A 26,334-nucleotide genomic window follows, 5' to 3' on the forward strand; every position below is an offset into this window, starting at 1 on the left:
TACGCCCTCTATGTCACCAATGTGTCGGCTCCCGTACGGAAGACACCCCACCCGGCCGGTCGCGCGATCCGTGCAGAGTCCGGCGTAGTCCCCGGACAGCATCGGGCCGAGGTTTCGGAGGGGGAGTTGTGTGCCGCGATGTGGTGAGGGCCGGAAGAGCGCGGATGATCCCGGCGGTGCCCGCCTGGGCGGGCAGTCTCGTCTGCCGAGTCCTACCTCGACGGGATCGGCTGACGCGCGGGACTCCTGGCATCCTCGCCCGGTGCTGTTCGATCAGGTCGTGGGACAGCAGGATGGGCGCGAGGCGGGCCGACTACCTCTACCGTGGTGCGTGACGCCGCGCAGTGGGCTGGAAAGGGGAGTCATGGACTTGGTCAAGGGTGCGAACGTGGCGATCGGGGCGGGTGAGGTCCGGATCGCGGTGGCCACCGCGACACCGGTGGACGTCGCCGCGCTGCTGCTGACGGAGGACGGAAAGGTCCGCTCCGACAGCGATTTCGTCTTCTACAACCAGCCGTCCGCCCCCGGAGTGCAGGTGCTGCCGCCGGACGCGGTCCGGGTCGTTCCGAGCGCGGTCCCGGCCGAGATCGACAAGATCGTCGTCACCGCCAGCCTGGACGGGGCGGGTCCGGCGAACTGGGGCCAGGCGGGGCCGCTGCGCATCTCGGTGTCCGACAATGTGACCGGCGAAGCGCTGGCCACCTTCGCACCGGCCGGTCTGGGGCCGGAGACCGCGCTGATCGCCGTCGAGCTCTACCGGCGTCAGGGCGCCTGGAAGGTGCGGGCGGTCGGTCAGGGATACGCCGAGGGGCTGGCTGGCATCGCGGGCGACTTCGGCATCGCGGTCGATGACGAACCGCCGAATCCTGCGCCGACCCCGGCTACACCGCCCGTGCCCGCTCCGGCCTCGGCGCCGCCGCTCGGGTCGGCTTTCGCGCAGCTGCCCGCCGCGACACCGGCAATGGACGTGCCGCAGGCGTCTGCAGACCCGGCGGCCCAATCGTCGGCCGCCGCATCGGTATTCGGACAGCCGACGGTGAATCTGGACAAGGGGCGGGTCACGTTGCGCAAGAGCGAAACGGTGTCCCTGTCCAAGAGCGGAGCAGCGCCGCTGACCCGCGTCCGCATGGGGTTGGGCTGGGATCCGGCGACCGCCGGACGCCGCGTCGACCTGGACGCGTCGGTGATCGCCTACGACAATCGGTCCAAGAAGCTGGTCAACGTCTGGTTCATGAAGCAGCAAGCCTACGACGGGGCCATTCGCCACTCCGGTGACAACCTCACCGGCCACGGCGAAGGCGACGACGAGGCGATCACCATCGACCTCGGCGCCCTGCCGACGGAGGTCCACGCCCTCGTCTTCACCGTCAACTCGTTCGCGGGGCACAAGTTCGATCAGGTGGGACGGGCGCATTGCCGTCTGCTCGACGACCACACGAATCAGGAGCTCGTGCGCTTCGAACTGTCGAAGGGAGAGCCGACGACCGGGGTGTTCATGGCCATGCTCGTGCGCGGCCCGCGGAGCTGGAACATGACCGCGCTCGGCGTCTACTCGAAGGGATCGACCGTGCGGAAGATGGTCGATCCCGGCAAGCGTTTCGTGCTGGACGCGCGGTGAGCTCTCGTACGCTGCCCGGCCGCTGACGACCCTGAGCCACCCGCCCTCGCTTCGCGGAACCGAGAGGCCGGTCAGCGCTCTTCGCGGTCGTTTGCCGCGTCGTAGCGTTCACGGTGGGCGAACACCTCGTCCATGTGTCCCTCAGCCCACATCTTGATGCTCCGCACGATCGTGTGCAGGGACAGGCCGAGGTCGGTGAGTTCGTAAGTGACGGTGACCGGCACCGTCGGAGTGACCGTTCGGGTGAGCAGGCCGTCGCGCTCGAGCCCGCGCAGGGTCTGGGTGAGCATCTTCTGGCTCACGCCGGCCAGTCGGTGCGACAGCTCCGAGTACCGCATCGCCCGCGGCTCACCGATCGGTTCGCCGGGCCGGTGGGGGCCGTCGCTGCCGAGCGCGGCCAGCACCAGCGCCACCCATTTGCTGGAGATGCGTTCGAGGAGATGACGACTGGGGCAGTCGGCGACGAACGCGTCGTAGTCGATGCGCTGCTGGGCGCGTTTCTGCGCTGCGGTCATGGTCGCCATCGCAGGTTCCTTCCTTTCCCGGAGGTGACATAGGCACTTCGAAGTGCCCACTTCCCGATGGAGAGTTACCTCCCCATTGTGGAGGAATCATCCGATCATCTCCAAAGGAACCGACATGTCGCCGAATTCATCGTCACCGACCTTCCGCACCGCAGTCGTTCGCACGATCGGCGGGCCGGACTCGATCGAGATCATCGAGGTGCCCGTCGTCGAGCCCGGACCTGGGCAGGTCCGCGTCGAGATCGCCGCCGCACCCGTCAATCCGGTCGATCTCGCCACCGTCGCGGGTGTCTTCCACCAGATGGGCATCATCCGCCAATCCGAACGTACCGGGCTGGGCGCCGAGTTCGCGGGTACGGTCGCCGCCGTCGGCCCCGGAGTCGATCTGCCGGTCGGAAGCCGGGTGGCGGGCATGATCGGCGACTTCGATCGCGACTACGGAGCCTATGCCGAACAACTCCTCGTCGCGGCGGACGACCTCGCGGTGGTTCCCGACGATCTGGACCTGACGACGGCGGCGACACTCGCCCTCAACGGCGTGACCGCCGCGCAGATCGTCGACCTGCTCGGCGACGGCCACGGCAGGCGCCTGCTGGTGACCGGCGCGGCGGGTACCGTCGGCGGCTATGTGGTCGCCCTGGCCCGAAGCAGGGGCTGGCATGTTACCGGTCTGGCCAGGTCCGCGGACGAGACGTTCGTCCGCGGCCTCGGCGCGGCGTTCACCGATGCGGCCGAACCCGGCTGGGACGCGGTCGCCGACTGCGCGGCACTCCAGGAACAGGGCCTCGCGCTCGTCCGGGCGGGCGGCCTGTTCGTCGGTGTGCGGCCGGGGTTCTCGCCCGCGAATCCCGGCCGGGTGGTCGTGCACTCGGTGAACGCCCACCCCGACCCCGCCGGGCTCGGGCGGCTGTTCGATCTCGCCGTGCGCGGCGGCCTGCCCGCCCGCGTCCACGCCGTGGTGCCGCTCGACGAGGTGGCCGCCGCGCACCGCGCGGTCGCCGAGGGCGGAGTGCGCGGCAAGTACGTCGTCCAGCCCTGACCCGGACGAGACGGCCAGGAGTCGGCGTTCATCGCGAACCACTGGGCGGCTCCCATTGCCGGACCGAGGAAGTGACCGTCTTCGACCGCGCGGTGCCATCCGAAAGACGGCTCAGCTCAGCCGCGGAACACGCGGTCGAATACGGCGAGCGGCCGACCCGGCGACCTCAGACGACATCCTCGAGCACCGCCAGGATCGCCCGCGCCATCGCCCCCGGATCACCGTCCTCGGGCCGCAGCACCAAGGCGGGGTGCTCGGGCGCTTGGTAGGGATCGTCCACGCCGGTGAACCCGCGGATCTCCCCGGCACGCGCCTTGGCGTACATGCCTTTCGGATCGCGGGCCTCGCAGGTCTCGAGGGGCGTATCGACGAAGACCTCGACGAAGGGCAGGCCGGCGGCTTCGTGGGCGGCTCGGGCTCGATCGCGGTCGGCGCGGTAGGGGCTGATGAGGGACACGACGGCGATGACACCCGCGTCGGCGAACAGGCGCGCGACCTCGCCGACGCGCCGGACGTTCTCGGCGCGATCGTCGGCGGAGAAGCCCAGATCGGAATTCAGGCCGTGGCGGAGGTTGTCGCCGTCGAGGAGGAAGGCGGGGCGGCCTTCGGCGACCAGGCGGCGCTCGAGTTCCACGGCGACGGTGGACTTTCCGGAGCCGGACAGGCCGGTGAGCCACACCGTCGCGCCGCGGGTGGCGCGCTCCTGGCGACCGACGGCGGTCGAGTGCCACACCACCTGGGTGGCGGGCAGGGTAGGGCCGTTGATCATGCCGCCCGCGACGGTCGCGCCGGTGGTGTCGTCGATGAGCAGGAAGCTGCCGGTGGTGCGCAGGCGACGGTAGGGATCGAAGAGCAGAGGACGGCGGGTGTGGATCTGCACGCGGCCGATCTCGTTGAGCGACAGCGACTCCGCGGATTCGTCGCGGTGCAGGGTGTTGACGTCGAGACGGTAGTCGAGGGAGCGGATCTCGGCGGGGACGGTGCGGGTGGTGTGCTGGAGGGTGTAGTGCGCGCCGGGGGTGAGTCGGGTGTCGTCGGCGAACCAGCAGACCATCGCGTCGATGTCGCGTCCTGCCTGCGGACGGTTGGCCGGACGGCAGATCAGGTCGCCTCGGGAGATGTCGAGGTGGTCGGTCAGTTGCAGGGTGACCGCCTGAGGTGGGAAAGCCTGGGTGATGGGCTTGCCGCCCGGCCCCCAGATGGCGGCGACCGTGGTGGACAGACCGGACGGCAGCACCGTCACCTCGTCGCCGGGTTTGAAGATGCCGCCCGCGACGGTGCCCGCGTAGCCGCGGAAATCCTTGGCGTGGCTGCGGGTCACGTATTGGACGGGCAGGCGCGCGTCGATGAGGTTGCGATCGGAGGCGATGTGGACCTGTTCGAGGTGGTGCAGCAGGGGAGTGCCCTCGTACCAGGGCATGTTCGCGCCGCGATGGACGACATTGTCGCCCTGGAGGGCCGACACCGGGATGAAGGTCAGGTCGGAGACGTCGAGTTTGGTAGCGAAGCCGGAGAACTCGTCGCGGATCTCGGCGAAGCGCTCGCCCGACCAGTCGACCAGGTCCATCTTGTTCACGCACAGCACCAGATGCGAGACGCCGAGCAGGGCGGCGAGGAAGGCGTGGCGGCGGGTCTGCTCGATCACTCCCTTGCGCGCGTCGACCAGGATGAGCGCCACGTCGGCGGTGGAGGCGCCGGTAACCATGTTGCGGGTGTACTGGATATGGCCGGGGGTGTCGGCGATGATGAACGTCCGCGCGGGGGTGGCGAAATAGCGGTGCGCGACGTCGATGGTGATGCCCTGTTCGCGTTCGGCGCGCAGGCCGTCGGTGAGCAGGGCGAGGTCGGTGTGCTCGTCGCCGCGCGCGCGACTGGTGCGCTCCACGGCGTCGAGCTGGTCGGCGAAGATGGCCTTGGAGTCGTAGAGCAGCCTGCCGATGAGCGTGGACTTGCCGTCGTCGACGCTGCCCGCGGTGGCCAGGCGCAACAGGGTGGTGGCGGACATCAGAAGTACCCTTCTCGCTTGCGATCTTCCATGCCCGCCTCGGAGATGCGGTCGTCGGCGCGGGTCGCGCCGCGTTCGGTGACCCGGGTGGCGGCGACCTCGGTCACCACCTGTTCGGGAGTGGCCGCGAGGGACTCCACGCAGCCGGTGCAGGTGGCGTCGCCGACGGTGCGGAACCGCACGGTCGCCTCGGTCGGCTGTTCGCCCTGCTCCAGGTGCAGGAATCGGGTGTGCGCCAGCAGCATTCCGTCGCGGCGGACCACCGGTCTGCGGTGCGCGTAGTACAGCGACGGCAGGTCGATGCGCTCGGCGGCGATGTAGGTCCAGATGTCGAGTTCGGTCCAGTTCGACAGCGGGAAGACGCGAATGTGCTCACCGCGCCGATGCCTGCCGTTGTAGAGGTTCCACAGCTCCGGGCGCTGGGCGCGCGGATCCCACTGGCCCTCGGCGTCGCGGAAGCTGAACACCCGTTCCTTGGCGCGCGCCTTCTCCTCGTCGCGGCGCGCTCCGCCGAACACCGCGTCGAAACCCCCTTCACGAATCGCGCGCAGCAGCGTGGTGGTCTGCAGGCGATTGCGGGACGCGCGCGGCCCGGTTTCCTCGACGACCCGGCCCGCGTCGATGTCGTCCTGCACCCGCGCGACGATCAGGCGCAGCCCGAGGCGTTCGACGGTCCGGTCACGGAATTCGATCACCTCGTCGAAGTTGTGCCCGGTGTCGATGTGCAGCACCGGGAAAGGCAACGGCGCGGGCCAGAAGGCCTTGGCCGCCAGGTGCAGCATCACCACCGAATCCTTGCCGCCGGAGAACAACACCACCGGCCGCTCGAATGTGGCGGCGACTTCTCGGAATATGTGCGCCGACTCGGCCTCGAGCATGTCCGGATGGGACAGCTCGTAGGTGCTCGCCGTCGACTTCGCGTACTGGCTCACCCCTGAAAACTAGAACAGGTTTCTCTCATTGGTCAATGGGTGCGAGCGGCTTGCGCCCGCCGGAGGCGGTGGTGACCGCGTCGGCGGCGGCCACCAGCGCGGCGCCGCGGCGGGAGATCTCCGCGCCGGTGATGGACGTGCCGACGTACATGGTGAGCACCATGTTCTGCCTGCCGTCGGCGTCGTAGGTCGGAGCGGCCAGCAGGCTGACGGGATGGTGCGCGCGGGGGCGCAGATCCGTACCGAGGTGGACGCGTTCGCCGAGGCTGCCGACCAGTTCGCCGACGATCTCGCGCAACTCCTCGGGTAGATCGCGGTCGGCGACACCTGCCAGCAGGGCGTAGAGGCGCCTGCCCGCCGCGGTCAGGCTTTCGACCAGGTAGCCGCGGTCGCGGCATTCGGCGACCACCCGGCGCAGGCGGGTCTCGTCCTGCTCGAGCGGGACCGCCGGCGGGGTGGCGAGCCAGGCCTCGAGCGCCTCGTCGCTGTCCCACAGCACGTACATCAGGCCGACCGGCGGGGCGAAATGGTAGGAGGCGCCGACCTTCACCATGCCGGGCCCGGCGCTTTCCAGCACCGAGATCCGATCGCCGAGGACGGCGGAAGCGGTGCAGGTGGTGCGGTAGGCGGAGCTGAGTTTCTCCAGTTCGACGCGGGCGATCGCGGAGATGGCGAAGCTCGCCTGGGCGACGCGGCCCGCGGCGATGAGGGCCGGGCCCAGGCCGTAGGTGTGCTGGCGCGGGTCGCGCACCAGGTAGCCGGCGGCGGTCAGCTCGTTGAGGATGCCCAGCACGGTGGGCTTGGCCAGATCGAGTTCGCGGGCCAGCTCGGACAGCCCGAAGCGCTTTCCGCCGTGCTCGACGAGGAAGTCCAGTATGCGCACCACCCGGACGGCGGGCGCGGAACGGCGTGCGGTCATGGACGACTCCGAATCGTGGATAGCTGGGACGGGGAACAGCTGTCGGGCATGGACACAGACTGAAACAGGTTCTAATCTGATGTCTACCGAAATGTACCAGAGCGGTACATATATGAACCAATCGGAGATTGCCCTTGCTGACCGAGCCGTTCGCCGAGGCCCTGGCCGCCGCCGAGAAGATCGTCACCGAAGCGCCGCACATCCGGACCGAACAGGATCTGGTGGAGGGCCTGGACTACCTCGCGGGCAGTGCGCGCGCCTGCCTGCAGCTGGCGTGGGCCTACGACCGCGACTTCCCGTTCTTCGCCCGCAGCACGCACCAGTACACGAAAATGGGTCTGGACAACCCGGACACCCTCTACTTCCACGCCTTCCTGCGCCCCGACGCCGAGTACGTCGTCACGGGGCGTCGCGGTACCACCCGCGATCTGAGCTTCCAGGTGCTCAACGGCAACTATTCGCCGGTCGACGTGCCCGACAGCGAGACCGCCTTCGACGACCGCGCGCTCGCCGTCGACCCCGACGGACGCTTCGAGCTGCGCTTGGGACCGGGCCCCGCCGCGCCCGGCTATGTGCACCTGGCCGCGGATTCCGCCATGCTCGTGGTGCGCGAGGTCTACAGCGACTGGCCGAACGAGACGCCGGGCAGCCTGCGCATCGAGCGGGTCGACACCGTCGGCAGCGCCCCACCCGCGCCGACCCGTGACCTGATCGCCAAACGCTACGAGATCGCGGGCAAGATGCTGGTCTCCCGGCTGAAGACGTTCCTGGCCTTCCCCGAGTGGTTCTATCTGAAGCTCCCGGTCAACACGATGACCGAGCCGCGCTCGACGCCGGGCGGGCTGACCACCCAGTTCTCCTCGGTCGGCCACTACGAACTCGACGACGACCAGGTCATGATCATCACGGTGCCGAAATCGGACGCTCCCTATCAGGGCTTCCAGCTCGGCAGCATGTGGTACATCTCGCTGGACTATGTCAACCACCAGACCAGCCTCACCGCCGACCAGGCCAGGGTGGACCCCGACGGCATGATCCGGTTGGTCGTCAGCGAGCGCGACCCCGGTCTGGCCAACTGGATCGAGCGGACCGGGCACGGGCGCGGCTACCTGCAGTTCCGCTGGCAGCGGCTGTCGAGGGATCTCACCACCGAGGACGGGCCGAGGGTCGAGATCGTGAGCATCGACGAACTGCCCGCGCGATTGCCCTATCACGACGACGCGCGCGTCACCCCGGAGGAATGGCGTGCGCGGATCGCGGCACGTCAGGTCGCAGTCGCAGAGAGGATGTTGGGCTGATGTTGTTGCAGGACAAGGTCGTCGTGGTGTCCGGTGTCGGGCCGGGCCTCGGCAAGGCCATCGCCGTCCGCAGTGCCGAGGCGGGCGCGGACGTGGTGCTCGCCTCGCGGACCCGTTCGCGGCTGGACGCGGTGGCCGAGGAGATCACCGCACTGGGCAGGCGAGCGCTGGTGGTACCGACCGACATCACCGACGAGGCGGCGGTACGGGAGCTGGTCGAAACCACGCGCTCGGAGTTCGGCCGGGTGGACACCGTGGTGAACAACGCGTTCGCGATTCCGCCGCTGGCCGATCTGGAGACCGTCGACATCGACCAGGTGCGCGCCGGATTCGAGACGAACGTGCTGGCCGCGCTACGGCTGACCAGGCAGTTCATCCCGGACCTCGCGCAGTCGAAAGGCTCGGTGGTGATGATCAACTCGGCGGTGCTGCGGCATTCCCGGCGCACCTTCGGGCCCTACAAGATGGCCAAGGCGAGCCTGCTCGCGCTGGCGCAGAGCCTGGCGACCGAGATCGGCCCGCGGGGCATTCGTGTCAACACCGTGGCTCCCGGCTACATCTGGGCCGACAACCTGAAGTGGTATTTCAACTATCTCGCCGAGCAGCGCGGGATCACCGCCGAGGAGGTCTATGCCGAGACGGCGTCGACCATCGACCTGCGCAAGCTGCCCGAGCCCGACGAGATCGCCGACGCGGTCGTCTTCTTCGCCTCGTCGCTGGCGCGCGCGATCACCGGCGCGTGTCTGGACGTCAACGCCGGCGAGTACCACCACTGATGAGGAGAGCACAGCACATGATCGGCAGGGACAACGTCGGGACGGTCGAGGATCTGCACGCCTCGGCGACCAAGGTGGTCGGACTCGACGACTTCGGCGCGGACGACTACCGCGAGGGGCTGGGCGTGCTGCTCGACTCCTACCACCATGAGGCGCAGCTCACCCCGTTCGGCAACAAGATCAATCGCGCCTTCCTGCGCGGGGCGTTGATCGCCCGACTGCTGAGTGAGAACGCCTGGCAGCGGCATCCCGAGCACGCCGATGTCGCGATCGAACGGCCCGTCTTCGTCACCGGTCTGCCGCGCTCGGGCACCACGGCCGTGCATCGCCTGCTGGAGGCCGACCCCGCCCATCAGGGGCTGGAGATGTGGTTGGCGGAGATGCCCCAGCCGCGCCCGCCGCGCGAGACCTGGGCGCAGAACCCGGTGTACCAGCGCATCGAGGCCGGTTTCGCCCGGCACCACGTCGAGCACCCGGAATTCATGGGGATGCACCACATTTCGGCCGACCAGGTGGAGGAGTGCTGGCAGCTGTTGCGCCAGTCGGCCATGTCGGTGTCCTACGAATGCCTGGCCTACCTGCCCGGATATTCACAATGGCTGAGCGGTCGGGACTGGACGCCCGCGTATGCCAGGCACAAACGGAATCTGCAGCTGATCGGCCTGCCGGACGCCGGGAAACGGTGGGTACTGAAGAACCCCAGCCACCTGTTCGCCCTGGACGCCATCATGTCGGTGTACCCGGACGCGCTGATCGTGCAGATGCATCGCGATCCGAGCACCATCATCGCCTCGGTGTGCAGCTTGAACGAGAAGGCGAGCGAGGGCTGGTCGGAGAAGTTCCGCGGCGAGGTGGTCGGTGAGACCCAGCTCGATCTGTGGGCGCGGGGCGCCGAACGCTTCCTGGCCGACCGCGCACGCTACGACCAGGCCCAGTTCGCCGATGTCTACTACGACGATTTCGTCGCCGATCCGCTGGCGGCCATCGGCGAGATCTACCAGCGGTTCGGATTGACACTGACCGCGGAAGCGGAGGCGGCCATGCGGGCGCTGCACGGCGAGAGCACCACCGGGGCCGCCCGGCCCGCGCACAAATACACCCTGGCCGATTATGGGCTCGCCGCGGAACAGGTCGACGAGCGTTTCGGGGGCTACCGCGCGGTGCACTTCCCGGGCAGGTAGCCCGCGGGCTGTCGGACCGGACCTGACCCCGCCGGTCCGGCCGGGCGGTGGTCAGGCGTGGCCGGACTCAGGCCTGGCCGGGCCGAAGGACGATGAACAGCCCGTGCGCTTCGGCGCACAGGCGTTCGCCGTCGTGCAGGGTGGCGCGCACGTACACCTTGCGGCCCTCCTGGTTCTCCACCCAGGACCGCAGGGTGAGTTCGGTGTTCAGCGGAGTGATGGACCGGTAGTCGATGGTCAGCGACGCGGTGCGGGTCACCGAACCGGCGTGGATGGCCGCGGCCATACCGCACAGTTCGTCGAAGCCCACGGCCATCTGCCCGCCGTGCGCCGCCGCGTTGCCGCCCAGATGGACGGTGCGGAAGGTGATCGCGGTCTCCACGCCTTTGCGGCTGGCACGCTTGACCCGATAGGGCGGCAGGGTGATGTTGCCGCGCGCGGGCAGTTCGTGCCGGGTCCACGAGGGCGCGGACCATTCGTCGACCACGGTCTCGGCGAACGCCGCGTTGACTTCCTTCAGCCGGGAGATCAGATCGAGCGCCTGCTCGTCGGTGGGATCGGCCAGCCGGGCATGATCCATCAGCGTGCGCACCTGTTCGATGAGTTCGCCCAGGTGCGGGCCGCCGCGGCTCACGTCCGCGTCCTTCCTCATGTTCTCCCACATCGGCCGGAATCCGCCTTCGTGGTGCTCGGCGGTGGGTAGTGCGTCGGCCACGTGGTCTTCGGTCATGATCTCCACGGTATCGGGTAGCGCATGCGATGCCCGTCTCCGGGTGGGGCGCCCGGGACTGTTGTGACGGGGGTCGACGCAGCAGGGGGTGGACTCGGGGCGGCCATCGGGCAGACTGGCCCGATGCCTGCGGACTCCAGCGGACTCGACCGGACCGGTGCGGGTGTGCCCGCCCACCTGCCCGGCGACCCCGAACACACCGTGCTGGAACTGGCTCGGGGCGACCATCACTGGCTGCGCGCGCGCATGCTGCCGGAAGGACTCTACGAACTCCGGTATCGCGACGGGCCGGGCGAGGATCGGTTCGAGCTGTTCAGCTCCGATCACGTGCTGGTGCGCGAGATCCTGTTCGCCTGGCTCGACGAGAATTCGTGGTGGCGGGAGAGAGTCGCCTGGTCGCCCATCGATCCGGCGATCTCGGAGATCGAGTCCGTTCGCGACGAGCTGTCCGACCTGCTGACCGGCTTCGGTCTGCTCGACGCTCTCGAGGATCTGGACGCCGGGCTCGACGACGCGATGCGCAGGGCCGACGAACTGCTGGCGGAGACGGACGAGGACTGATTCCGAGTCACGATTCGGACCTGTGTTCAGGTAGGCGACACCGGTTCGAACGGCCGGAGTTCTTCCGATCCCGCCCGGATGATCCCGGCGCTGGACTCCGGCACCTCGTTCCACGCCCCCGGCAGGTCGCGCAGGGGTTCGGAGACCACGAACCGCGTCAGGCCGCCGAGCCGGCGCAGCGCCTCCACCTCGGGATGAAGCGCCTGCAGCTTGGCCATGTCCGTCGAGAAGAACAACGACCGGGACTGCCGTTCGGTCGAGTACCGGAAGATCCAGACCGTTTCACCGTCGGTCGTGGCGACGGTCATCTGGACCGGATGAGCCACCCCGTGCGCGCGGCCGACGTCCTCGACGAAGCCGACAGCTCTGGCGACGCCGCCGATCGGGTCGTCGGGGAGGCCGAAGGTCAGGGCGAGATAGAACAGGACCTCCGAATCGGTCGTCCCCTCGAGATCGGGGAACAGTTCCGGGTCCAGCGCGGTGACCAGGTCACGGCGCATCTGCCGGTGACCGTGGAGCTCCCCGTTGTGCATCCACAGCCAGCGCCCGTGGCGGAACGGGTGGCAGTTGCTGCGCTGCACGGGGGAACCGGTCGAGGCGCGCACGTGTGCGAAGAACAGCGGCGTGCGGATCTGACCGGCGATCTCGCGGAGATTGCGGTCGTTCCACGCGGGCTGGATGCTCTTGAACAGTGCGGGTTCGACGCCCTCCCCGTACCAGCCGATACCGAAACCGTCACCATTGGTGGTGCTCGCCCCGAGGTGCGATTCCAGGCTCTGGTCGATCAGGGAGTGTTCGGGCCGGAACAGCAGCGTGTCGGCGAGAATCGGCTCGCCCGCGTACGCCATCCAGCGACACATGACTCCATTGAACCAGAACTCGCGAACGTTCGGGCACCGCGAACGGCCGCCGCACTCGCGCTGAACGAGGCGGCCGCGGTGGACGGAGACAAGCGCGGGCTCAGTCGGGGAAGGCGGCGGAGGTCGCACCCGAGCCGAGCGGAATCGGCGCACCGGCCGGACTCAACTGCGTGGCGTCGAACGGCAGCAGCGCGCCGGAGCGGGTGTTCGACCGCAGATAGGTCTGCAGCAGGGCCGTCGCGTCGAAACCGGCGACCGTGCGATCGAACAGCGGCGGCGGGGTCGCGCCCGCGGTGCCGACGTACATCTTGGTCCCGTCGGGGGTGAATCCGACCGACATCGGCGAATCCACCGCGATCGAACCGGTGATCTCCTCGGAGGCCAGGTCGATCACCTGCACGGCGTCCGCGCCCGCGGTCGCCACCATCAACCGGGTGCCGTCGGGGCTGATGGCGCCTGCCACGGGCGCGCTGCCCGGAGCGAAGGCGATCGCACCGGTCCGGCTCCAGGACTCGATATCGATCACCGAGACGTTGTCGCCGAGGGCGTTCACCGAGTAGAGCGTGCTGCCGTCGGGGGAGACGGCGGCAGCGAACGGCGCCGAGCCGTCGATCTGGATCCGCTCGCCCAGTTGGAAGCCGGTCTCCGGATCGAAGACGGCGGCGGTCGAATCGGCGAAGACGGTGTAGAGCCTGCTGCCGTCGGGGGCGATGGCAGCTGCGAAGGGGATGCCGGGCAAGGGCATCGAGGTCACCACGGTCTGCGACTCGGTGTCGATGACGTCGATGGACGGACGCGTGGTGAACACGTACACCCGGTCGCGCACCGGGTCGGCGATCGGCTCGGTCATCCCGTCGGTGCCCGAGATCGGGATCCGTGCGGTGACGGTGTCGCTCGCGCGGTCGACGACCGCGATGTCGTCGGGTCCGGTGAAGGGCGGATTGAACGCCTGGACGTAGAGATGGCGGCCGTCGCGGGCGGCCGCGACCGCCGAAGCGTGCGCGCCGACGCCCTCGATGCGGGTGTGGACCTGGTCGGTGGCGGTGTCCACGACCAGCACCGCTCCCTCGCCCGCGATCGGGATGTAGGCGTCGGCGGCGCCGTCCCGCGCTCCCGCGACCGGAGCGAGCAGGGACAACAGGACCACGCTCAGCGTGAACGCGCGCGCGGGCCGACGCCGGAACCGGATTGCCATCCTCGGACCTTTCGTGTGGGTATCCGAACGGACTATTCCCCGGAAACGCCGCTGCCGCAAGCGTTGCCGTGCTCGCTCACAGTACCCATGTGGGGGGCCGGACCCACCTCCCGGGAAAAGCTTACCGACCGGTATGGTTGTTCGGCTCGGCATTCCCTCGTCCGGCCCCGCACTGAAATGTGTTTATTTCGAACCTGTTCGGTTCCACATGTTCGACAGCAGGGTGAAACTCGGGGTGTCGGCCAGTGACTGGCTGGACTCGTAGATGCGCTGGTATCCGGTCTCGGCGATACGCCATACACCGTCGGCATCGCGCCGGTAGCGGTCGCGGTAATAGCCCGCGCCGCGGATGAGCGCGCCGAATTCGGTAGCGATCACGGTGTCCTCGAAGGCCCATGAACCGGTGGCGGTGTCGCCGTCGACGGTGATCTCGGGATGATGCGCGATGTGTACCGTGACGATCGACGGCCCGGCGGTATCGCGCAGGAAATCGGTGATGGCCTGGCGCCCTGTGAACGACAGTGGCTCGCCGAGCGCGTGCGTACCGTACTCGGCGCGGGCGTCCTCGGTGAGCGTGTCGGCGAATTCGTCCCAGAGTTTGAGGTCGAGTGCGCGGAAGTAGCGATATTTGAGCCTGCGCACGGATTCCACGGCTTCCAGATCCATTTGCACAGCCTGGCACGACGAATGGGACTTCACAAGAACGTGTTCTACTATTCGCAGTTGTCGTACATGCGCCGAGATTTCTTCTAAGCTGGGCCCGCAGTACGAGGAGAGGTTGTGGCATGACGGTCGAGATGGTGGGCCATCGCGAATTCGGCCGGGCGGTGTCCGGCCGGGTGAGTGGCCCGGCAGGCGTGCCGCCCGTCTCGATGATCGAGCGAATGACGGTAATTCTGGACGCTTTCGACGCCGGCACGCCGACTGTCACCCTGCTCGGCCTCACCGAGCGCACCGGTCTGCCGCGCTCCACGGTGTACCGGATCCTCGATCAGATGGTCCGTCTGCGGTGGCTCGCCCACGCGCCCGGCGGTTACCGGCTGGGGCTGCGCGCCTTCGAGATCGGCGCGCTCGCCGCCGATCACAACGAGATCCGTGACGCGGTCAGCCCTCTGCTGCAGGATCTGTGTCAGCGCATCTCCATGGCGGGGCATCTGGCCGTGCTCGACGGCCGCGAGGTGTTCTTCCTCGACAAGGCCGGTGGCAGGCAGGCCGCGGCGATCCCGACGCGGCTCGGTGGCAGGCTGCCCGCCCACACCACCGCGCTCGGCAAAGCGCTGCTGGCCACCCTCGAGCCGGGCATCGTGGATGCCTCACTGCGGGAGCGATTGCCCCAGTTGACCGCCCGCACCATCGTCGATCGCGGCGAACTGCATCGTGAACTGCACCGGGTGCGGCGCCAGGGCGGTGTGGCCGTGGATATCGAGGAGTCCGTCGAGGGGCTGTCCTGTGTGGCGGTGCCGTTGCGTGGCCGGGGTGCGGCTGTCGCGGCGCTGTCGCTGTCGGGGCACGTCGGTGGCGATCGACCCGCGCTCGACACCGCCAAGCTGGCCAGGATGCTCGCCGAGACGGCGCAGGAAGCCGGACGCGCGCTGTTCCCCCGGCACGCCCGGCTGCGTTAGGCGCGGCCGCTCAGCTGGGTCGACGCACCGGGAATTCGGCGGCCAGTTCGGCGAAGACAGCGGTGTTGAGGTCGAAGGCGCGCTGTCCCTCGTCCAGCACCCGGCGGCGTTCGAGTTCGTCGACGGGGAGTTCGTCGAGAAGCGCGCGGTACTCGCGCTTGAAGGCCGCCGGATTGGCGATGTCGTCGAAGACGTAGAAGCGCACACCGTCGCCCCGCCGCGGTAGATCCCACAACTTCTCGGCGGTGCCGCGGATGACCTGCCCGCCGGACAGATCGCCGAGGTAGCGGGTGTAGTGGTGCGCGACGTAGCCGGCGGGCCAGTCGCGCGCGCATTCGTCGATCCGCGCGGCGTAGGCGGCGGTGGCGGGCAACGGTTCGATCTCGTCGCGCCAGTCCGGTCCGAGCAGGGCGGTCAGATCGCGTTCCAGTTCGGCGGTTCTGGTCAGTTCCCGGCGGATGAACGGACCGGCGACGGGATCATCGGCCAGCGCGTCGATCCGGGACTCCAGCGCCTGGTAGATGAACCAGAGTTGGCCGGTGTAGCGGTGATAGGAGTCGATGCCGAGACGTCCGCCGAGCATGTCGGAGATGAAGCTCGAGTTCTCCGCCTCGGCGTGCTGGCGTTCTGTCGCGGTGCGGATGCGGGTCGAGAACGGAACGGCTTCCGACGACATATTTCGAAGTACCTCGCAATCACCCGAGGGCTGCCGGGAGTGTCCCGGCAGCCCTGACCCGACCGACGATACCGGCTCGGTGGGATTGTCGCACCGATCTACGGGGCGAGGGGAGTTCAGCGCTTGCCCTGCAGGACCGGAGCCAGGAACAGCAGCGCGATCGCCGCGACGACGGCGAAGATGAAGCCCCAGAAGTTGAGCTCGGTGATCGACCCCTTCCCGATGAAGCTGGCGAGCACGCCGCCGATGAGTGCGCCCGCCATGCCGAGTAGTGCGGTGAGCCCGAAGCTCATCTTGTCGTCACCGGGCTTCAGTGCGCGGGCGAGGAATCCGATGATCACGCCGATGATCAGGAAGCCGACGATCTGTACGATTGCGTTCCACATACCGGACAACTCTCCAACCGGTGAGGCGGCTTGTCCAGCGACATGCCGAGAAACTCCGCTGTACACGGCGTGAATTCCTGCTACCGATTGCGTTGCGACCACGCTGAACTCGTGCGGTGGCCGCGCATGTCGGATATGTCCTATCCGGACACGGTGGGCGGTTTCGGTCCGTGGCCGTGCGGGCGCCGCTTGCGCAGGGCCACCGGTTTGCGCAGCACCACCGGCTTGCGCCGGATCACCGGCTTGCGCAGCGACCCGAACCGGCTGAGGATGCGCGGCCTGCGCAGCGTGCGGTCGAACCATTCACCGAGGGTGACGCCCGCGGCCAGCGCGCAACCGACGCCGAACGCGGCGAACAGGTGGTCGAACCCCAGCGCCAGTTCGTCGTTGAGCAGCGCCGACAACCCGCGATAGACCTTCAGGCCGGGCAGCAGCGGGGTGATGCCGGCGACCGCGACCACCAAGGGCGGGGTCATCGCGCGGCGTGCCATCAGACCGCCGGCCAGGCCGACCAGCGTCGCGGCGACGCCGGAGGAGATGATCGGGCCGAAGCCCAGATATTGCACGAAGAGATAACTGATGGTGCCCGCCGCGCCGCCGAGGGCGGCAGCCGTCAAGGCGCGGCGCTCGGCGTAGCAGGCCAGTGCGAAGGCCGCCGATGCCGCCGCGCCGGCGATGATCTTCACCGGGAGATCGGTGATATCGCGGCCGGAGACCAGATCGATGGAGGGCACCGTCGCGCCGACCGTGACGCCCAGCCGCAGCGCCAGCGCGATACCGGCGATGATGCCGCCGGTCATCATCACCAGCTCGAGCATCCGGGCCGCCGCCGTGATCGGCGCCCCGGTGATGGCGTCCTGCACCGAGCCGACCAGGGCGAGACCGCTGAGCAGCACGGTGATGCCCGCGGCGACGATGAGGGTCGCGTCGACGCCGAGGCCGAGCGGCTCGGCGAAGGTGGCAAGTACGACGGCCGGGGTGGCGGCGATGAATCCGCCCACCACGTGCTGGAAGAAGAACGGCAGGCCGTACTGGTTGAGTGTGCGGTTGGTCCGGTCGATCGCGCCGGTGGTGACGAAGCTGATCGCCGTCACCAGCAGGTCGGCGCCGAGCAGGGCGGCGATCGCGGCGGCCATCAGCGACCAGCCCAGCGTCGCCACCCACCGCGGATAGGGGTGCGGCGCGGCGACGATGGCGTCGAGTTCGGCGCGCGCGTCGGCGGGGGACAGGACGTGGTCGCGGATGCGGCGGGTGAGCCGGTCGGCGGCGGCCAGCCGGGTGAAATCGTGGGAGCGGTACCGCACGATGCGCATGGTGCCCGCCGGGGGCAGCCGCGGGCCGCGATGGACCCAGACACGGATGGAGTCGTAGGTGACATCGACATCGCAGCGGGCCAGACCGTAGGTGGCGGCGACGAACCGGACCTGGGTCGCGGTGTCGATCACGCCGGTGCCGGACGCCAGCACCACCTCGCCGACCCGGACCGCGAGGTCGAGTACCTCGGCCACCGCCGCTTCGTCGGTGAGATCGATCGGTTGCAGCGGTGCGGGAGGAGCCAGGATGGCGTCGGCGGTGGCCGGCCGGTCGGCGACCAGCACGCCGACCGCCTGTTCCAGCAGTTTCGGCGCCCTGCGCAATCTGCGGTGACCACCCCATGCGGTACGCGGCTCGTGGCGGACGAGGTGGTCGACTCCTCTCGAATACGCGTCGGAATCCATGCCCGCGAAGGTAGTCGCCGCGTACGCGCCGGTCTCGCTACGAGGTTCGGGCGGCATACCTGTCCTCGAACTCGCGCAGCAGCCTGCGCAACGTCCATTCCAGCGTGGCGGTGTCACGATCGGCATCCAGATCCTGGTATCCGGCCAGCAGATACATCGCCCAGCGGGCGTGCTCGGCCGCCTCCTTCTCGTCGTCGAAGACCGCGCGCGCGGCGCGCAGCACCACCTCGGTGCGTCGGTTGTCCACCTGGTCCTGGACGGCGCGCACCTCGGGGTCGACTCTGCTCCACACCCGGATCGCCGCCTCGGCGCGATGCGGTAGCGCCAGCGTGAACTGCAGCAGGGTCTCCAGTTGCTCGAGTGGGTCGTCGAGATCTCGGGTCAGACCGACCAGCCGGGTGGTGCGTTCGGCCAGCCAGTGGTCGAGCAACTGGCTGGTGAAGTCATGCCAGTTGTCGAAGTAGTGATAGAACGACCCGGTGGTCACATTCAGCCGTCTGCACAGCGGCGCCTGCTTCAGCGCGCTGTAACCCTGCCCGGACAGCATGTCGAACGCGGCGTCGAAGTAGTCCTGCTTGGTGGCCATCGGTCTCCGTCGGTGGATCGGGGGTGGTGGCTGACCATTGTCCTCCGGTGGCGTGGCACACACCGGGGCCGCTCCGCATCACGTTTGATCACCGGTTTCGCGGTTATGGTCCAGACATGGGAACTGGTAGCTCGACGGCTGGACATCTTCGCGCGGCGCTCGACGGATCGTGGCGAGACATACGGGAACAGGCGCGCAAGGAACTCGCCGACGAACGGTTCCACGGCGATCCGACGCTGGACTACAAGGCTGCCCGGGCGCGGGTGCTCGACCAAATGCGTGAGCTGGCGGCAATGGACTATGCCAAGCGCGGGTTCGGTCTGGCGGCGGGCGGGCTGGCCGACCCGGGTGGCGCGGTCACCGCGCTCGAGATGGTCGCCTATGCCGACCTGTCGTTGTGGGTCAAGTGCGGCGTGCAGTGGGGCCTGTTCGGCGGCGCGGTCGAGAATCTCGGTACCGAACGGCACGACGAGTACCTGAAGAAGCTGATCTCGCTCGATCTGGTGGGCTGTTTCGCGATGACCGAGTCGGGCCACGGCAGCGACGTGGCCAGTCTGGAGACCACCGCCACCTACGACCCTGCCACCGAGGAATTCGTGATCCACTCGCCGACGCCGTCGGCGCGCAAGGACTACATCGGCGGAGCGGCCGAGCACGCCCGGATGGCGGCGGTGTTCGCGCAGCTGATCACCGGGGGCGAGAGCAAGGGCGTGCACTGCTTCCTGGTGCCGATCCGCGACGAGCGCGGCATGGACCTGCCCGGCGTCACCACCAGCGACGACGGTCTCAAGGGTGGTCTGCTCGGCGTCGACAACGGCCGCATCGTCTTCGATCACGTGCGGGTGCCGCGCGAGGCCCTGCTCAACCGCTACGCCGATGTCGCACCGGACGGCACGTACGAATCGCCCATCGAGAACCCGAGCAGACGCTTCTTCACCACGCTGGGCACGCTGGTGCGCGGTCGCATCAGTGTCGGCGGCGCGGCTGCGGCGGGCGCGCGGGTGGCGTTGAGCATCGCGGTGCGCTACGCCTTGCAGCGCCGTCAGTTCTCCGACCCGGACACCGGGCGCGAGATCGTGCTGATGGACTACCGGATGCATCAGCGCAGACTGTTGCCGCTGGTCGCCAAGTCCTACGCCTATGCCTTCGCCCAGAACGATCTGGTACGGCGCATGCACCTCGTGCAGAGCGGCCAGGATCTCGATCCCGGAGCGCAGCGCGCGCTGGAGAAGCGGGCCGCGGGCTTGAAAGTCGCCCAGACCAGGCATGCCACCCGCGCGATCCAGGAATGCCGGGAAGCGTGCGGCGGCGCGGGCTACCTCACCGAGAACCGGCTGGTGACCCTGAAGGCCGACACCGACGTGTTCACCACGTTCGAGGGTGACAATGTCGTGCTGACCCAACTGGTCGCCAAAGAACTGCTCACCGACTACTCCGACGAGGTGCGCGACCTCGACGCGATGGGTTGGGTGCGGTTCGCGGCCACCATGGCCGGTGACGTGGTCCGCAAGCGTTCCGGGGTGCGCCAGCTGATCCAGACCCTGCGCGATCGCGGCGGCGAAACGGTGGACGAGGCCGATCTCTCCCGCCGCGACGTGCAACTGGCGCTGTTCGCCGACCGCGAGGACTACCTGGTGCGGACCGCCGCGCACCGGCTGCGCGCCCGGGCCGAGGACACCGGTCCGTTCGAGGCGTTCAACAATGCCCAGGACCACATCCTGGCGGCCGGGACCGCGCACATCGACAGGCTGGTGTTGGAGGCGTTCATCGAGGGCATCGCCGACATCGAGGATCCCGAGGCGAGGAAACTGGCCGAGGACATGTGTGATCTCTTCGTGTACACGCTGCTCGAGGAGAACTCCGCCTGGTTCGTCATGCACCGGTTCATGTCGGTGGAGCGGGCCAAGGCGGTGCGGCGCGGGGTCAACGAACTCGTCGATCGGCTGCGCCCGCACGCGCTGACCCTCGTCGAGGGTCTCGGCGTGCCCGAGGAGATGCTGGGCGCCGCGCTGCTGCACGATGCCAATGTGTATCAGCGCTGCTGAGGCTCGCCGTCCGGGCGCTGCCGGTGAGCGTCCCGGGCTGCGTCCGGTTCGCCGGTTCCGTGTCGACCGGCGACGAGTTCCACCGCGGTACAGCAGATGATCGCGATGCTCAGCCCGGCCGCCGCACCGCCGATGACATCGGTCAGATGGTGATACCCCATGCCGACCTGTCCGGCCGCCACCGCGACCACCGCGAGGCCGGTCAGGACGGCGACCACCGACCCGGCCCGTCGCGAATCGCTGAGCAGCACGAAGGTGCAGGCCACGGCGACCATGTGGACGGTGTGCCCGCTCGGATAGGCGAGATAGTCGTGCAGCGGACGGTCGAACAGCGGCTTGAGGACCGCGGTATTCACGATCAGCGCCACCTCGGGCACCACCAGCATGGTGGCGGCCACCCGCCGACGACGCCGCCACGCGAACCACGCGACGGCGAGCAGTAGCGCCGCGACCACCACGGGCGCGTCACTGGGCGCGACGAGCCAGCGGTCCGGCGCCGAGGGCGGCCCGGCGGCCACCACATCGGCGAACGCGCTGTCCAGCGGGGTCGGGCCGCCACCGGGCGGGAACGTCAGTGGCAGCGCGAAGGTGGTGAGCGCGGCTGCTGTGGCGGTGACCGCGCGGATACCCATCCCCGCGTGTTGTCGGAGCATCCGACGACGATACGAGCCGAGGTCAATCCACGATGTAGGTGCCGAGCAGGGCCAGCACGAACCACGCCGCCCAAACCACCACGATGACCATGGCGATGGCCAGGGTGGTGCGCATCCAGGCGCGGCCCATGTCGATGTCGCCGGACTCACCGGGATAGAGCTTCCACGGGCTGAACCAGGGCGCGCGCACCAGCCGCGGACGGGCGTCGCGCTCGAGCTGGGCCAATTCCTCGGCGTAGGCCTCGGCCTGGGCCTGGTTCGGGCCGCCGTGCCAGAGCCCGATGTCGATCGGGCCGATGAAGCCTTCGTTGAGCAGTTCCTGCGGGGCGGGCAGGTAGGGCAGCAGGCCCAGGCCGCGGAAGGCGACCGCCACGTCGTTGGCGGTCCACAGATGCTTCTCGCTCTGCGCGAGCGTGTCGAAGTAGTGGCGCAACCGTGCCGGGTCGCTGCCGAGGATGGCGTCGAAACTCGGATCGCGCCACGCCTGGTGGATCTCGACGGTGGTACCGCGCGGCGGAATGATCAACGACACGCCGTGCACGGCGCGCTGTCCGAGGCCGCGCGCCGACAGCCAGTCCTGCAGCGCGTGGGTGTGCTCACGAGAGCGTTCCAACGGCGTTCGCTTGTCGCGGCCGAACACGACCGGGGACCCGCCGAGTGTCCACGAGCCGTTGAGCGGGATGTCGAGCACGCCGTCCTCGTCGATGTCGGGCACATCGGCCTCGATCACCACGCAACTGGTCGGGGTCCACACCACCGCGTCGAACTGGTGCAGCCGATCGCGGTGAAACAGGCTGCAATTGATCGTCGCGACACCGTGCGGACTGCCCGGGTCCTTCCAGGTGCGCAGCCAGTCGATCAGCGCCCGCTCGGCATCGGTGCCCGCCGGATTCTGTACTCGCACAAGCATTCGCGACCGCCCTTCACGTCGTCACCCCACCAGGGGACAGGATACGGGCGATCGGCGCGCCGCGGCGCCGCGCGCGCCGGGGCCGTGGGTATCGGCTCGGATCAGTCCGGAAGTTCGGCTCGTATCCGGCCCGCCGTGACCGCCCGCGCCAACTCCGCGTGATCGGCCTCGGTCTGATCGGCATAGCGCACCGCGAAGGCGGTCATCGACTCCTCGAATCGCTCGTCGCCGTCGAGATAGCCCGACAGCAGACGCGGATCGACCGACCTGGCGTGCGCCCTGGCCAGCAGCGCGCCCGCGAGCCTGCCGTAGTCGTCGAGATCGTCGGCGCCGAGCCCGGCCGGATCGATGCTGCCCTTGAGATTGCGGAACTGACGCACGATGAACGGCAGTTCGCGGCCGTTCAGACGCAGTGTGCTCCAGCCGAGCAGGATATCGGTCTCGGCCTGAACCAGTCTGGCGCCCTGCACGATTCGTTCGCCTTCGTGGGCCACCGGCGGTGCGGTCAGGTACGGCGCGAGCGAGGAGGGGATCGACTGCTTGAGCTGGAGCACCAGCACTTCGCCGTCGTTGCCGTGCAGCAGGGCGACATAGCTGTGCAGGCCGACGCTGCCGGTGCCGACGATGCGGAAAGCCACATCCGATACCGCGAATCGGGCGAGCAGATTGCGTCGCGACTCCCGAAGGGTGCTCGCGTAGCGCTCGAGCCCGCCGGTCACTTCGTCGGCGACCTCGTCGGTGACCGGGGTGAGTACCGGCGGATCGCTGACGAAGCGATGTCTGCGCACGCCGGTCTCGTGGTCGTCGATGTGCTCGGCCCACTTGGCGGCGACCTTGGCGCTGGTGTTCTTGCGCGCCTTCTTGGCCGCCTTCTCGAAGTCGTCGATGAGGTCGCCTGCCTCGGCGTGCTCGAGGATCGACTTGTCGGGCAGCGCGCTCCACGACTGCATGAACGGCTGTTCGGCCAGTGTGTCGATGGTGAGCCGGTAGGTGCGCGCGGCGTCGCGGGCCGCCCGTGCGCAGTCCTGCTCGCCGACTCCGGACTCCCGGCCCGCCAGCACCAGACTGGCGGCCAGGCGCTCGAGATCCCACTCCCACGGCCCGGCGATGGTCTCGTCGAAATCGTTGATGTCCATGACGATCTCACCGCGCGAGGTGCCGTACAGGCCGAAATTCGCGGCGTGCGCGTCACCGCACAGCTGCGCGTGTACGCCGCTGACCGGGCCGTCGGCGAGGTCGGCGGCCATCAGCCCTGCCGTGCCGCGATAGAAGGTGAACGGCCCGCTCGCCATCCTGCCCACCCGCAGCGGCACCAGATGCGCGAGCCGGTCGGCGTGCGCGGCGGTGAGGAACTCGAGCACGCCGGGACGGCGCTCGCCGCGGGCCTGCCGGTCGCGTGCGGTCACCGGCACCCGCTCGCGCAGCGCGCGGCCGCGGGCCCGCACTTGTTCGGCGGGCACGTAGGAGCGGAGATTCACACGATCATCGAGCACAAGCGATCACGGTAACCCCACGACGGCCCGCCGCGCGCGTCGCGGCGGGGTGACCTGCCGCGGATCCGGACTTCGCCGCGGCGCCGGGCAGGTCACCGGGACCGGTTCGGATCAGGGAGCCGTCGGGACCGGGGGATCGATCGGGGTGATCGGCAGCCGCAGCGCGCCGGGCGCGGCCTCGGGCACCGTGGGGTGCACCGGCCGGACCGGCTGGATGCGCCGGTACTGCTCGCCCAGTTCCGGCCGTGGATCGGTCTCGCCCTTGTTCGGCCAGAACGCCATCGCCCGCTCGGCCTGGGCGGTGATGGTCAGCGAGGGGTTCACACCCAGGTTCGCGGTCACCGCCGAGCCGTCGGCGATGTGCAGACCGGGATGCCCGAACACGCGCTGGTAGGGATCGACCACGCCGCTTTCGGGCCCCTCGCCGATCACGCAGCCGCCGATGTAGTGGGCGGTGGCGGGGATGTCGAACACATCCATGATCAGGCCGTGGGCGTCGCCGTCGACCTTGTCGGCGAAGCGCTCGGCGATCTCGTGGGCCAGCGGGATCCAGGTCGGGTTGGGTTCGCCGGTGCCCTGTTTCGTGCGCAGCGCACCGCGCTCGAGGAAGGAGGTCAGCGAGTTGTCCAGCGACTGCATCACCAGCAGGATCACCGAGCGTTCCGAGCCGCGATAGATCCAGCAACTGCGCAGGAAGTGGATCGGGTGCAGCAGTGTCGCCAGCAGGAACCGCAGGAACCGGAACGCGCCGCCGTCGATCATCGGGACCGCCATCGTCGCGAGCGCGTTCTGCCCGGCGCCGTAGTGGCAGACCTCGACGTGGGTGTTCGGCTCGGGGTGGATCGAGGAGGTGATCGCCACGCCTTGGGCAAAGTCGTAGCGAGTGCGGCTGGCGACATTGAGGATCGCCTCGGAATTGCTGCGCGTCAGCTCGCCGAGCCGGGGCGAGAGGTCGGGCAGCACGCCCTCGTCGCGCATCTTGTGTAGCAACTTCTGTGTGCCGAGCGCCGCGCCGGCGAACACGACCTGTCCGGCGGTGAAGGTCTTGGGCTCCTTGCGGATCCAGCGCCCGGAGCGCACCGTGTCGACCGCGTAACCGCCCCCGTCGAGCGGGCGCACCGCCGTCGCGGTGGTCAGCGAATGCACCTGCGCGCCCGCCTGCTCGGCGAGGTAGAGGTAATTGGTGGGAGTGGTGTTCTTGGCGTTGTGCGGGCAGCCGGTCAGGCAGCGCGAACAGTGGATGCAGCCGTTGCGGCGCGGGCCCGCGCCGCCGAAGTAGGGATCGTCCACCTCCACGCCTTCGGCCTCGTCGTTGAAGAACACACCGACCCTGGTCGCGTGGAAGGTGTCGCCGACGCCCATGTCCTCGGCGACCTGTCTGATGATGTCGTCGGCAGGGGTCGTGCGCGGATTGGTCACCACGCCGAGCATGCGCTGGGCCTGGTCGTAGTACGGGGCCAGTTCGCTGCGCCAGTCGGTGATGTGGGCCCACTGCTTGTCGGTGTAGAAGGCGGGCAGCGGCTCATAGAGCGTGTTGCCGTAGATCAGCGATCCGCCGCCCACGCCCGCGCCGGAGAAGACCGCGCACTTGCCGAGGATGCTGATGGCCTGCGGGCCGGTCATCCCCAGTTTCGGCGCCCAGATGGACTTGCGCACGTTCCAATTGGTCGTGGGCAGGTCCTCCGCGGTCCAGCGCCGGCCCGCCTCGAGCACGCCGACCCGATAGCCCTTCTCGGTCAGCCGCAACGCACTGACGCTGCCGCCGAACCCGGAGCCGATCACCACCACGTCGTAGTCGAACTCGGCCATTGTTTCCTCTCGATCACCAACGGTTCGATGAGATGCTTTCACAGTCATTCTTTCACCGTGGTCGTTGTGGCGAAAAGCAATGCCGAGGTTCGATGCCGAGCTCTGCGGTGGCCGCGACGGCGCGCCCGGATGGCGAGTCCGCACGCGCGTGCGGTATGCACAGCGGGTGACCACGAAAGCCGCCGACCGCATCCTCACCATTCCCAACGTGCTGAGCGTGCTGCGCCTGATCGGCGTGCCGGTGTTCCTGTGGCTGATGCTGGTCGAACACGCCGACGGATGGGCCTTCGCGCTGCTGGTCGCCAGCGGCCTGACCGACTTCCTCGACGGCAAACTGGCCAGGCTGCTCGACCAGGGGTCCCGGCTCGGCGCGATCCTCGACCCGCTCGTCGACAGGCTGTTCCTGGTGACCACCCTGGCGGCTTTCGTGGTGCGCGGGTTACTGCCCTGGTGGGTCGCCTTGCTGTTGATCGGTCGGGACGTCGTACTGGCGCTGCTGCTGCCGATCTACCGCCGCCGCGACCTCGACCCGCCCGAGGTGATCTACCTCGGCAAAGCGGCGACTTTCGCGCTGATGTCGGCGCTGCCGTGGCTGCTGGCGGGAGAGATGGATTGGCCGCTGGCCGGATTCGGCGCGGCCTTCGGTGCTGCGCTGCTCATCTGGGGCACCGTGGTGTATCTCTGGACCGGCCTGTTGTACGCGGGCAAGGCGGTGGCGGTGGCGCGCGCGATACCGGCTGTGCGGCACGGTCACCCATAGCGGATAAGGTTGCGTGCAACGTTCACGACGAAAGGACG

The 26,334-nt window shown here is 68.8% G+C and carries 25 protein-coding genes; 9 read left to right on the plus strand and 16 right to left on the minus strand.

Going from position 1 to position 26,334, the window contains the following annotated elements; translation table 11 throughout:
- Window positions 1–364: 364 nt before the first annotated feature.
- Window positions 365–1,618, plus strand: a complete 1,254-nt coding sequence (locus IU449_RS01950; protein ID WP_195000248.1) for a TerD family protein — start codon at window positions 365–367, stop codon at window positions 1,616–1,618.
- A 71-nt stretch (window positions 1,619–1,689) separates the two neighbouring features.
- Here IU449_RS01950 and IU449_RS01955 read toward each other — a convergent pair whose 3' ends face one another.
- Window positions 1,690–2,142 (minus strand): winged helix-turn-helix transcriptional regulator, encoded by a 453-nt coding sequence (locus tag IU449_RS01955; protein ID WP_195000249.1) that lies wholly within the window; start codon window positions 2,140–2,142, stop codon window positions 1,690–1,692.
- 115 nt (window positions 2,143–2,257) lie between these two features.
- Between IU449_RS01955 and IU449_RS01960 the strand changes: the two genes are divergently transcribed.
- On the plus strand, window positions 2,258–3,181 hold the full coding sequence (locus IU449_RS01960; protein ID WP_195000250.1) for an NADP-dependent oxidoreductase: 924 nt from the start codon (window positions 2,258–2,260) through the stop codon (window positions 3,179–3,181).
- Between the two features lie 166 nt (window positions 3,182–3,347).
- Here IU449_RS01960 and cysC read toward each other — a convergent pair whose 3' ends face one another.
- From cysC to IU449_RS01975, 3 genes are read right to left on the minus strand one after another with little or no spacing between them, the layout of a single operon-like run.
- Entirely contained in the window at window positions 3,348–5,186 is a 1,839-nt protein-coding gene (gene cysC, locus IU449_RS01965; protein ID WP_195000251.1) for an adenylyl-sulfate kinase, read from the minus strand.
- Window positions 5,186–6,118 (minus strand): sulfate adenylyltransferase subunit CysD, encoded by a 933-nt coding sequence (gene cysD, locus IU449_RS01970; protein WP_195000252.1) that lies wholly within the window; start codon window positions 6,116–6,118, stop codon window positions 5,186–5,188. The genes cysC and cysD overlap by 1 nt, the downstream gene beginning before the upstream one ends.
- Before the next feature lie 25 nt (window positions 6,119–6,143).
- A complete protein-coding gene (locus tag IU449_RS01975; protein ID WP_195000253.1) occupies window positions 6,144–7,037 on the minus strand; it encodes a helix-turn-helix domain-containing protein in 894 nt (297 codons plus the stop codon).
- A gap of 134 nt (window positions 7,038–7,171) precedes the next feature.
- Between IU449_RS01975 and IU449_RS01980 the strand changes: the two genes are divergently transcribed.
- The 3 genes from IU449_RS01980 to IU449_RS01990 are packed head-to-tail and all read left to right on the plus strand — an operon-like array spanning window position 7,172 to window position 10,292.
- Entirely contained in the window at window positions 7,172–8,335 is a 1,164-nt protein-coding gene (locus IU449_RS01980) for a hypothetical protein (RefSeq protein ID WP_195002245.1), read from the plus strand.
- The gene (locus IU449_RS01985) at window positions 8,335–9,111 is read left to right on the plus strand and encodes an SDR family oxidoreductase (protein WP_195000254.1); all 777 of its coding nucleotides are present in this window, start codon (window positions 8,335–8,337) and stop codon (window positions 9,109–9,111) included. The genes IU449_RS01980 and IU449_RS01985 overlap by 1 nt, the downstream gene beginning before the upstream one ends.
- Window positions 9,112–9,128: 17 nt before the next feature.
- The gene (locus IU449_RS01990; RefSeq protein WP_195000255.1) at window positions 9,129–10,292 is read left to right on the plus strand and encodes a sulfotransferase family protein; all 1,164 of its coding nucleotides are present in this window, start codon (window positions 9,129–9,131) and stop codon (window positions 10,290–10,292) included.
- Between the two features lie 67 nt (window positions 10,293–10,359).
- On the opposite strand, the gene IU449_RS01995 is transcribed toward IU449_RS01990, so the two are convergent.
- Window positions 10,360–11,022 (minus strand): PaaI family thioesterase, encoded by a 663-nt coding sequence (locus IU449_RS01995; RefSeq protein WP_195000256.1) that lies wholly within the window; start codon window positions 11,020–11,022, stop codon window positions 10,360–10,362.
- A gap of 123 nt (window positions 11,023–11,145) precedes the next feature.
- Between IU449_RS01995 and IU449_RS02000 the strand changes: the two genes are divergently transcribed.
- Window positions 11,146–11,583, plus strand: coding sequence for a hypothetical protein (locus IU449_RS02000; RefSeq protein WP_195000257.1), 438 nt, complete (start codon window positions 11,146–11,148; stop codon window positions 11,581–11,583).
- Between the two features lie 26 nt (window positions 11,584–11,609).
- Here the strand turns inward: IU449_RS02000 and IU449_RS02005 are convergent, their stop codons facing one another.
- From IU449_RS02005 to IU449_RS02015, 3 genes are all read right to left on the minus strand, one after another.
- Window positions 11,610–12,443, minus strand: coding sequence for a class II glutamine amidotransferase (locus IU449_RS02005; protein ID WP_228803637.1), 834 nt, complete (start codon window positions 12,441–12,443; stop codon window positions 11,610–11,612).
- A gap of 100 nt (window positions 12,444–12,543) precedes the next feature.
- Window positions 12,544–13,638, minus strand: a complete 1,095-nt coding sequence (locus IU449_RS02010) for a YncE family protein (protein WP_195000258.1) — start codon at window positions 13,636–13,638, stop codon at window positions 12,544–12,546.
- 183 nt (window positions 13,639–13,821) lie between these two features.
- Window positions 13,822–14,304: a nuclear transport factor 2 family protein gene (locus IU449_RS02015; RefSeq protein WP_195000259.1), complete on the minus strand. Its 483-nt coding sequence runs from the start codon at window positions 14,302–14,304 to the stop codon at window positions 13,822–13,824.
- 119 nt (window positions 14,305–14,423) lie between these two features.
- On the opposite strand from IU449_RS02015, the gene IU449_RS02020 reads away from it, so the two are divergent.
- Entirely contained in the window at window positions 14,424–15,260 is an 837-nt protein-coding gene (locus IU449_RS02020; RefSeq protein ID WP_195000260.1) for an IclR family transcriptional regulator, read from the plus strand.
- A gap of 10 nt (window positions 15,261–15,270) precedes the next feature.
- Here the strand turns inward: IU449_RS02020 and IU449_RS02025 are convergent, their stop codons facing one another.
- From IU449_RS02025 to IU449_RS02040, 4 genes are all read right to left on the minus strand, one after another.
- The gene (locus tag IU449_RS02025) at window positions 15,271–15,936 is read right to left on the minus strand and encodes a heme oxygenase (biliverdin-producing) (protein WP_195000261.1); all 666 of its coding nucleotides are present in this window, start codon (window positions 15,934–15,936) and stop codon (window positions 15,271–15,273) included.
- A gap of 116 nt (window positions 15,937–16,052) precedes the next feature.
- Complete coding sequence (locus tag IU449_RS02030) at window positions 16,053–16,322, minus strand: GlsB/YeaQ/YmgE family stress response membrane protein (RefSeq protein ID WP_195000262.1); 270 nt, start codon at window positions 16,320–16,322, stop codon at window positions 16,053–16,055.
- A gap of 140 nt (window positions 16,323–16,462) precedes the next feature.
- A complete protein-coding gene (locus tag IU449_RS02035; RefSeq protein ID WP_195000263.1) occupies window positions 16,463–18,040 on the minus strand; it encodes a threonine/serine ThrE exporter family protein in 1,578 nt (525 codons plus the stop codon).
- A 37-nt stretch (window positions 18,041–18,077) separates the two neighbouring features.
- On the minus strand, window positions 18,078–18,626 hold the full coding sequence (locus IU449_RS02040; RefSeq protein WP_195000264.1) for a TetR/AcrR family transcriptional regulator: 549 nt from the start codon (window positions 18,624–18,626) through the stop codon (window positions 18,078–18,080).
- A 116-nt stretch (window positions 18,627–18,742) separates the two neighbouring features.
- Here IU449_RS02040 and IU449_RS02045 point away from each other — a divergent pair, with 116 nt between their 5' ends.
- Window positions 18,743–20,671, plus strand: coding sequence for an acyl-CoA dehydrogenase (locus tag IU449_RS02045; RefSeq protein WP_195000265.1), 1,929 nt, complete (start codon window positions 18,743–18,745; stop codon window positions 20,669–20,671).
- On the opposite strand, the gene IU449_RS02050 is transcribed toward IU449_RS02045, so the two are convergent.
- The 4 genes from IU449_RS02050 to IU449_RS02065 all read right to left on the minus strand — a co-directional run bounded on the left by IU449_RS02050 (window position 20,659) and on the right by IU449_RS02065 (window position 25,536).
- Complete coding sequence (locus tag IU449_RS02050) at window positions 20,659–21,324, minus strand: phosphatase PAP2 family protein (protein ID WP_228803639.1); 666 nt, start codon at window positions 21,322–21,324, stop codon at window positions 20,659–20,661. The genes IU449_RS02045 and IU449_RS02050 overlap by 13 nt on opposite strands.
- A 22-nt stretch (window positions 21,325–21,346) precedes the next feature.
- Window positions 21,347–22,234, minus strand: a complete 888-nt coding sequence (locus IU449_RS02055) for a nuclease-related domain-containing protein (RefSeq protein WP_195000266.1) — start codon at window positions 22,232–22,234, stop codon at window positions 21,347–21,349.
- 101 nt (window positions 22,235–22,335) lie between these two features.
- Window positions 22,336–23,727: a DUF2252 domain-containing protein gene (locus IU449_RS02060; protein ID WP_195000267.1), complete on the minus strand. Its 1,392-nt coding sequence runs from the start codon at window positions 23,725–23,727 to the stop codon at window positions 22,336–22,338.
- 111 nt (window positions 23,728–23,838) lie between these two features.
- Entirely contained in the window at window positions 23,839–25,536 is a 1,698-nt protein-coding gene (locus IU449_RS02065) for a GMC oxidoreductase (protein WP_195000268.1), read from the minus strand.
- 166 nt (window positions 25,537–25,702) lie between these two features.
- Here IU449_RS02065 and IU449_RS02070 point away from each other — a divergent pair, with 166 nt between their 5' ends.
- Window positions 25,703–26,296 carry a CDP-alcohol phosphatidyltransferase family protein gene (locus IU449_RS02070; protein WP_324188046.1) on the plus strand — a complete coding sequence of 198 codons (594 nt, stop codon included), beginning with the start codon at window positions 25,703–25,705 and terminating at the stop codon, window positions 26,294–26,296.
- Window positions 26,297–26,334: the final 38 nt, after the last annotated feature.

The organism is Nocardia higoensis (genome assembly GCF_015477835.1).
GTDB classification, from domain to species: domain Bacteria; phylum Actinomycetota; class Actinomycetes; order Mycobacteriales; family Mycobacteriaceae; genus Nocardia; species Nocardia higoensis_A.

Excerpts from the sequence above, each read along its gene's own strand:
- IU449_RS01950 (WP_195000248.1), top strand. The coding sequence starts at position 365 with ATGGACTTGGTCAAGGGTGCGAACGTGGCGATCGGGGCGGGTGAGGTC.
- IU449_RS02005 (WP_228803637.1), bottom strand. The coding sequence starts at position 12,443 with ATGTGTCGCTGGATGGCGTACGCGGGCGAGCCGATTCTCGCCGACACG.
- IU449_RS01990 (WP_195000255.1), top strand. The coding sequence starts at position 9,129 with ATGATCGGCAGGGACAACGTCGGGACGGTCGAGGATCTGCACGCCTCG.
- IU449_RS01995 (WP_195000256.1), bottom strand. The coding sequence starts at position 11,022 with ATGACCGAAGACCACGTGGCCGACGCACTACCCACCGCCGAGCACCAC.
- IU449_RS02025 (WP_195000261.1), bottom strand. The coding sequence starts at position 15,936 with ATGTCGTCGGAAGCCGTTCCGTTCTCGACCCGCATCCGCACCGCGACA.
- IU449_RS02035 (WP_195000263.1), bottom strand. The coding sequence starts at position 18,040 with ATGGATTCCGACGCGTATTCGAGAGGAGTCGACCACCTCGTCCGCCAC.
- IU449_RS02015 (WP_195000259.1), bottom strand. The coding sequence starts at position 14,304 with ATGGATCTGGAAGCCGTGGAATCCGTGCGCAGGCTCAAATATCGCTAC.
- IU449_RS02040 (WP_195000264.1), bottom strand. The coding sequence starts at position 18,626 with ATGGCCACCAAGCAGGACTACTTCGACGCCGCGTTCGACATGCTGTCC.
- IU449_RS02050 (WP_228803639.1), bottom strand. The coding sequence starts at position 21,324 with ATGCTCCGACAACACGCGGGGATGGGTATCCGCGCGGTCACCGCCACA.
- IU449_RS02030 (WP_195000262.1), bottom strand. The coding sequence starts at position 16,322 with ATGTGGAACGCAATCGTACAGATCGTCGGCTTCCTGATCATCGGCGTG.
- IU449_RS02020 (WP_195000260.1), top strand. The coding sequence starts at position 14,424 with ATGACGGTCGAGATGGTGGGCCATCGCGAATTCGGCCGGGCGGTGTCC.
- IU449_RS01975 (WP_195000253.1), bottom strand. The coding sequence starts at position 7,037 with ATGACCGCACGCCGTTCCGCGCCCGCCGTCCGGGTGGTGCGCATACTG.
- IU449_RS01985 (WP_195000254.1), top strand. The coding sequence starts at position 8,335 with ATGTTGTTGCAGGACAAGGTCGTCGTGGTGTCCGGTGTCGGGCCGGGC.
- IU449_RS02045 (WP_195000265.1), top strand. The coding sequence starts at position 18,743 with ATGGGAACTGGTAGCTCGACGGCTGGACATCTTCGCGCGGCGCTCGAC.
- IU449_RS01960 (WP_195000250.1), top strand. The coding sequence starts at position 2,258 with ATGTCGCCGAATTCATCGTCACCGACCTTCCGCACCGCAGTCGTTCGC.
- IU449_RS02065 (WP_195000268.1), bottom strand. The coding sequence starts at position 25,536 with ATGGCCGAGTTCGACTACGACGTGGTGGTGATCGGCTCCGGGTTCGGC.
- cysC (WP_195000251.1), bottom strand. The coding sequence starts at position 5,186 with ATGTCCGCCACCACCCTGTTGCGCCTGGCCACCGCGGGCAGCGTCGAC.
- IU449_RS02055 (WP_195000266.1), bottom strand. The coding sequence starts at position 22,234 with ATGCTTGTGCGAGTACAGAATCCGGCGGGCACCGATGCCGAGCGGGCG.
- IU449_RS02000 (WP_195000257.1), top strand. The coding sequence starts at position 11,146 with ATGCCTGCGGACTCCAGCGGACTCGACCGGACCGGTGCGGGTGTGCCC.
- IU449_RS02010 (WP_195000258.1), bottom strand. The coding sequence starts at position 13,638 with ATGGCAATCCGGTTCCGGCGTCGGCCCGCGCGCGCGTTCACGCTGAGC.
- IU449_RS01955 (WP_195000249.1), bottom strand. The coding sequence starts at position 2,142 with ATGGCGACCATGACCGCAGCGCAGAAACGCGCCCAGCAGCGCATCGAC.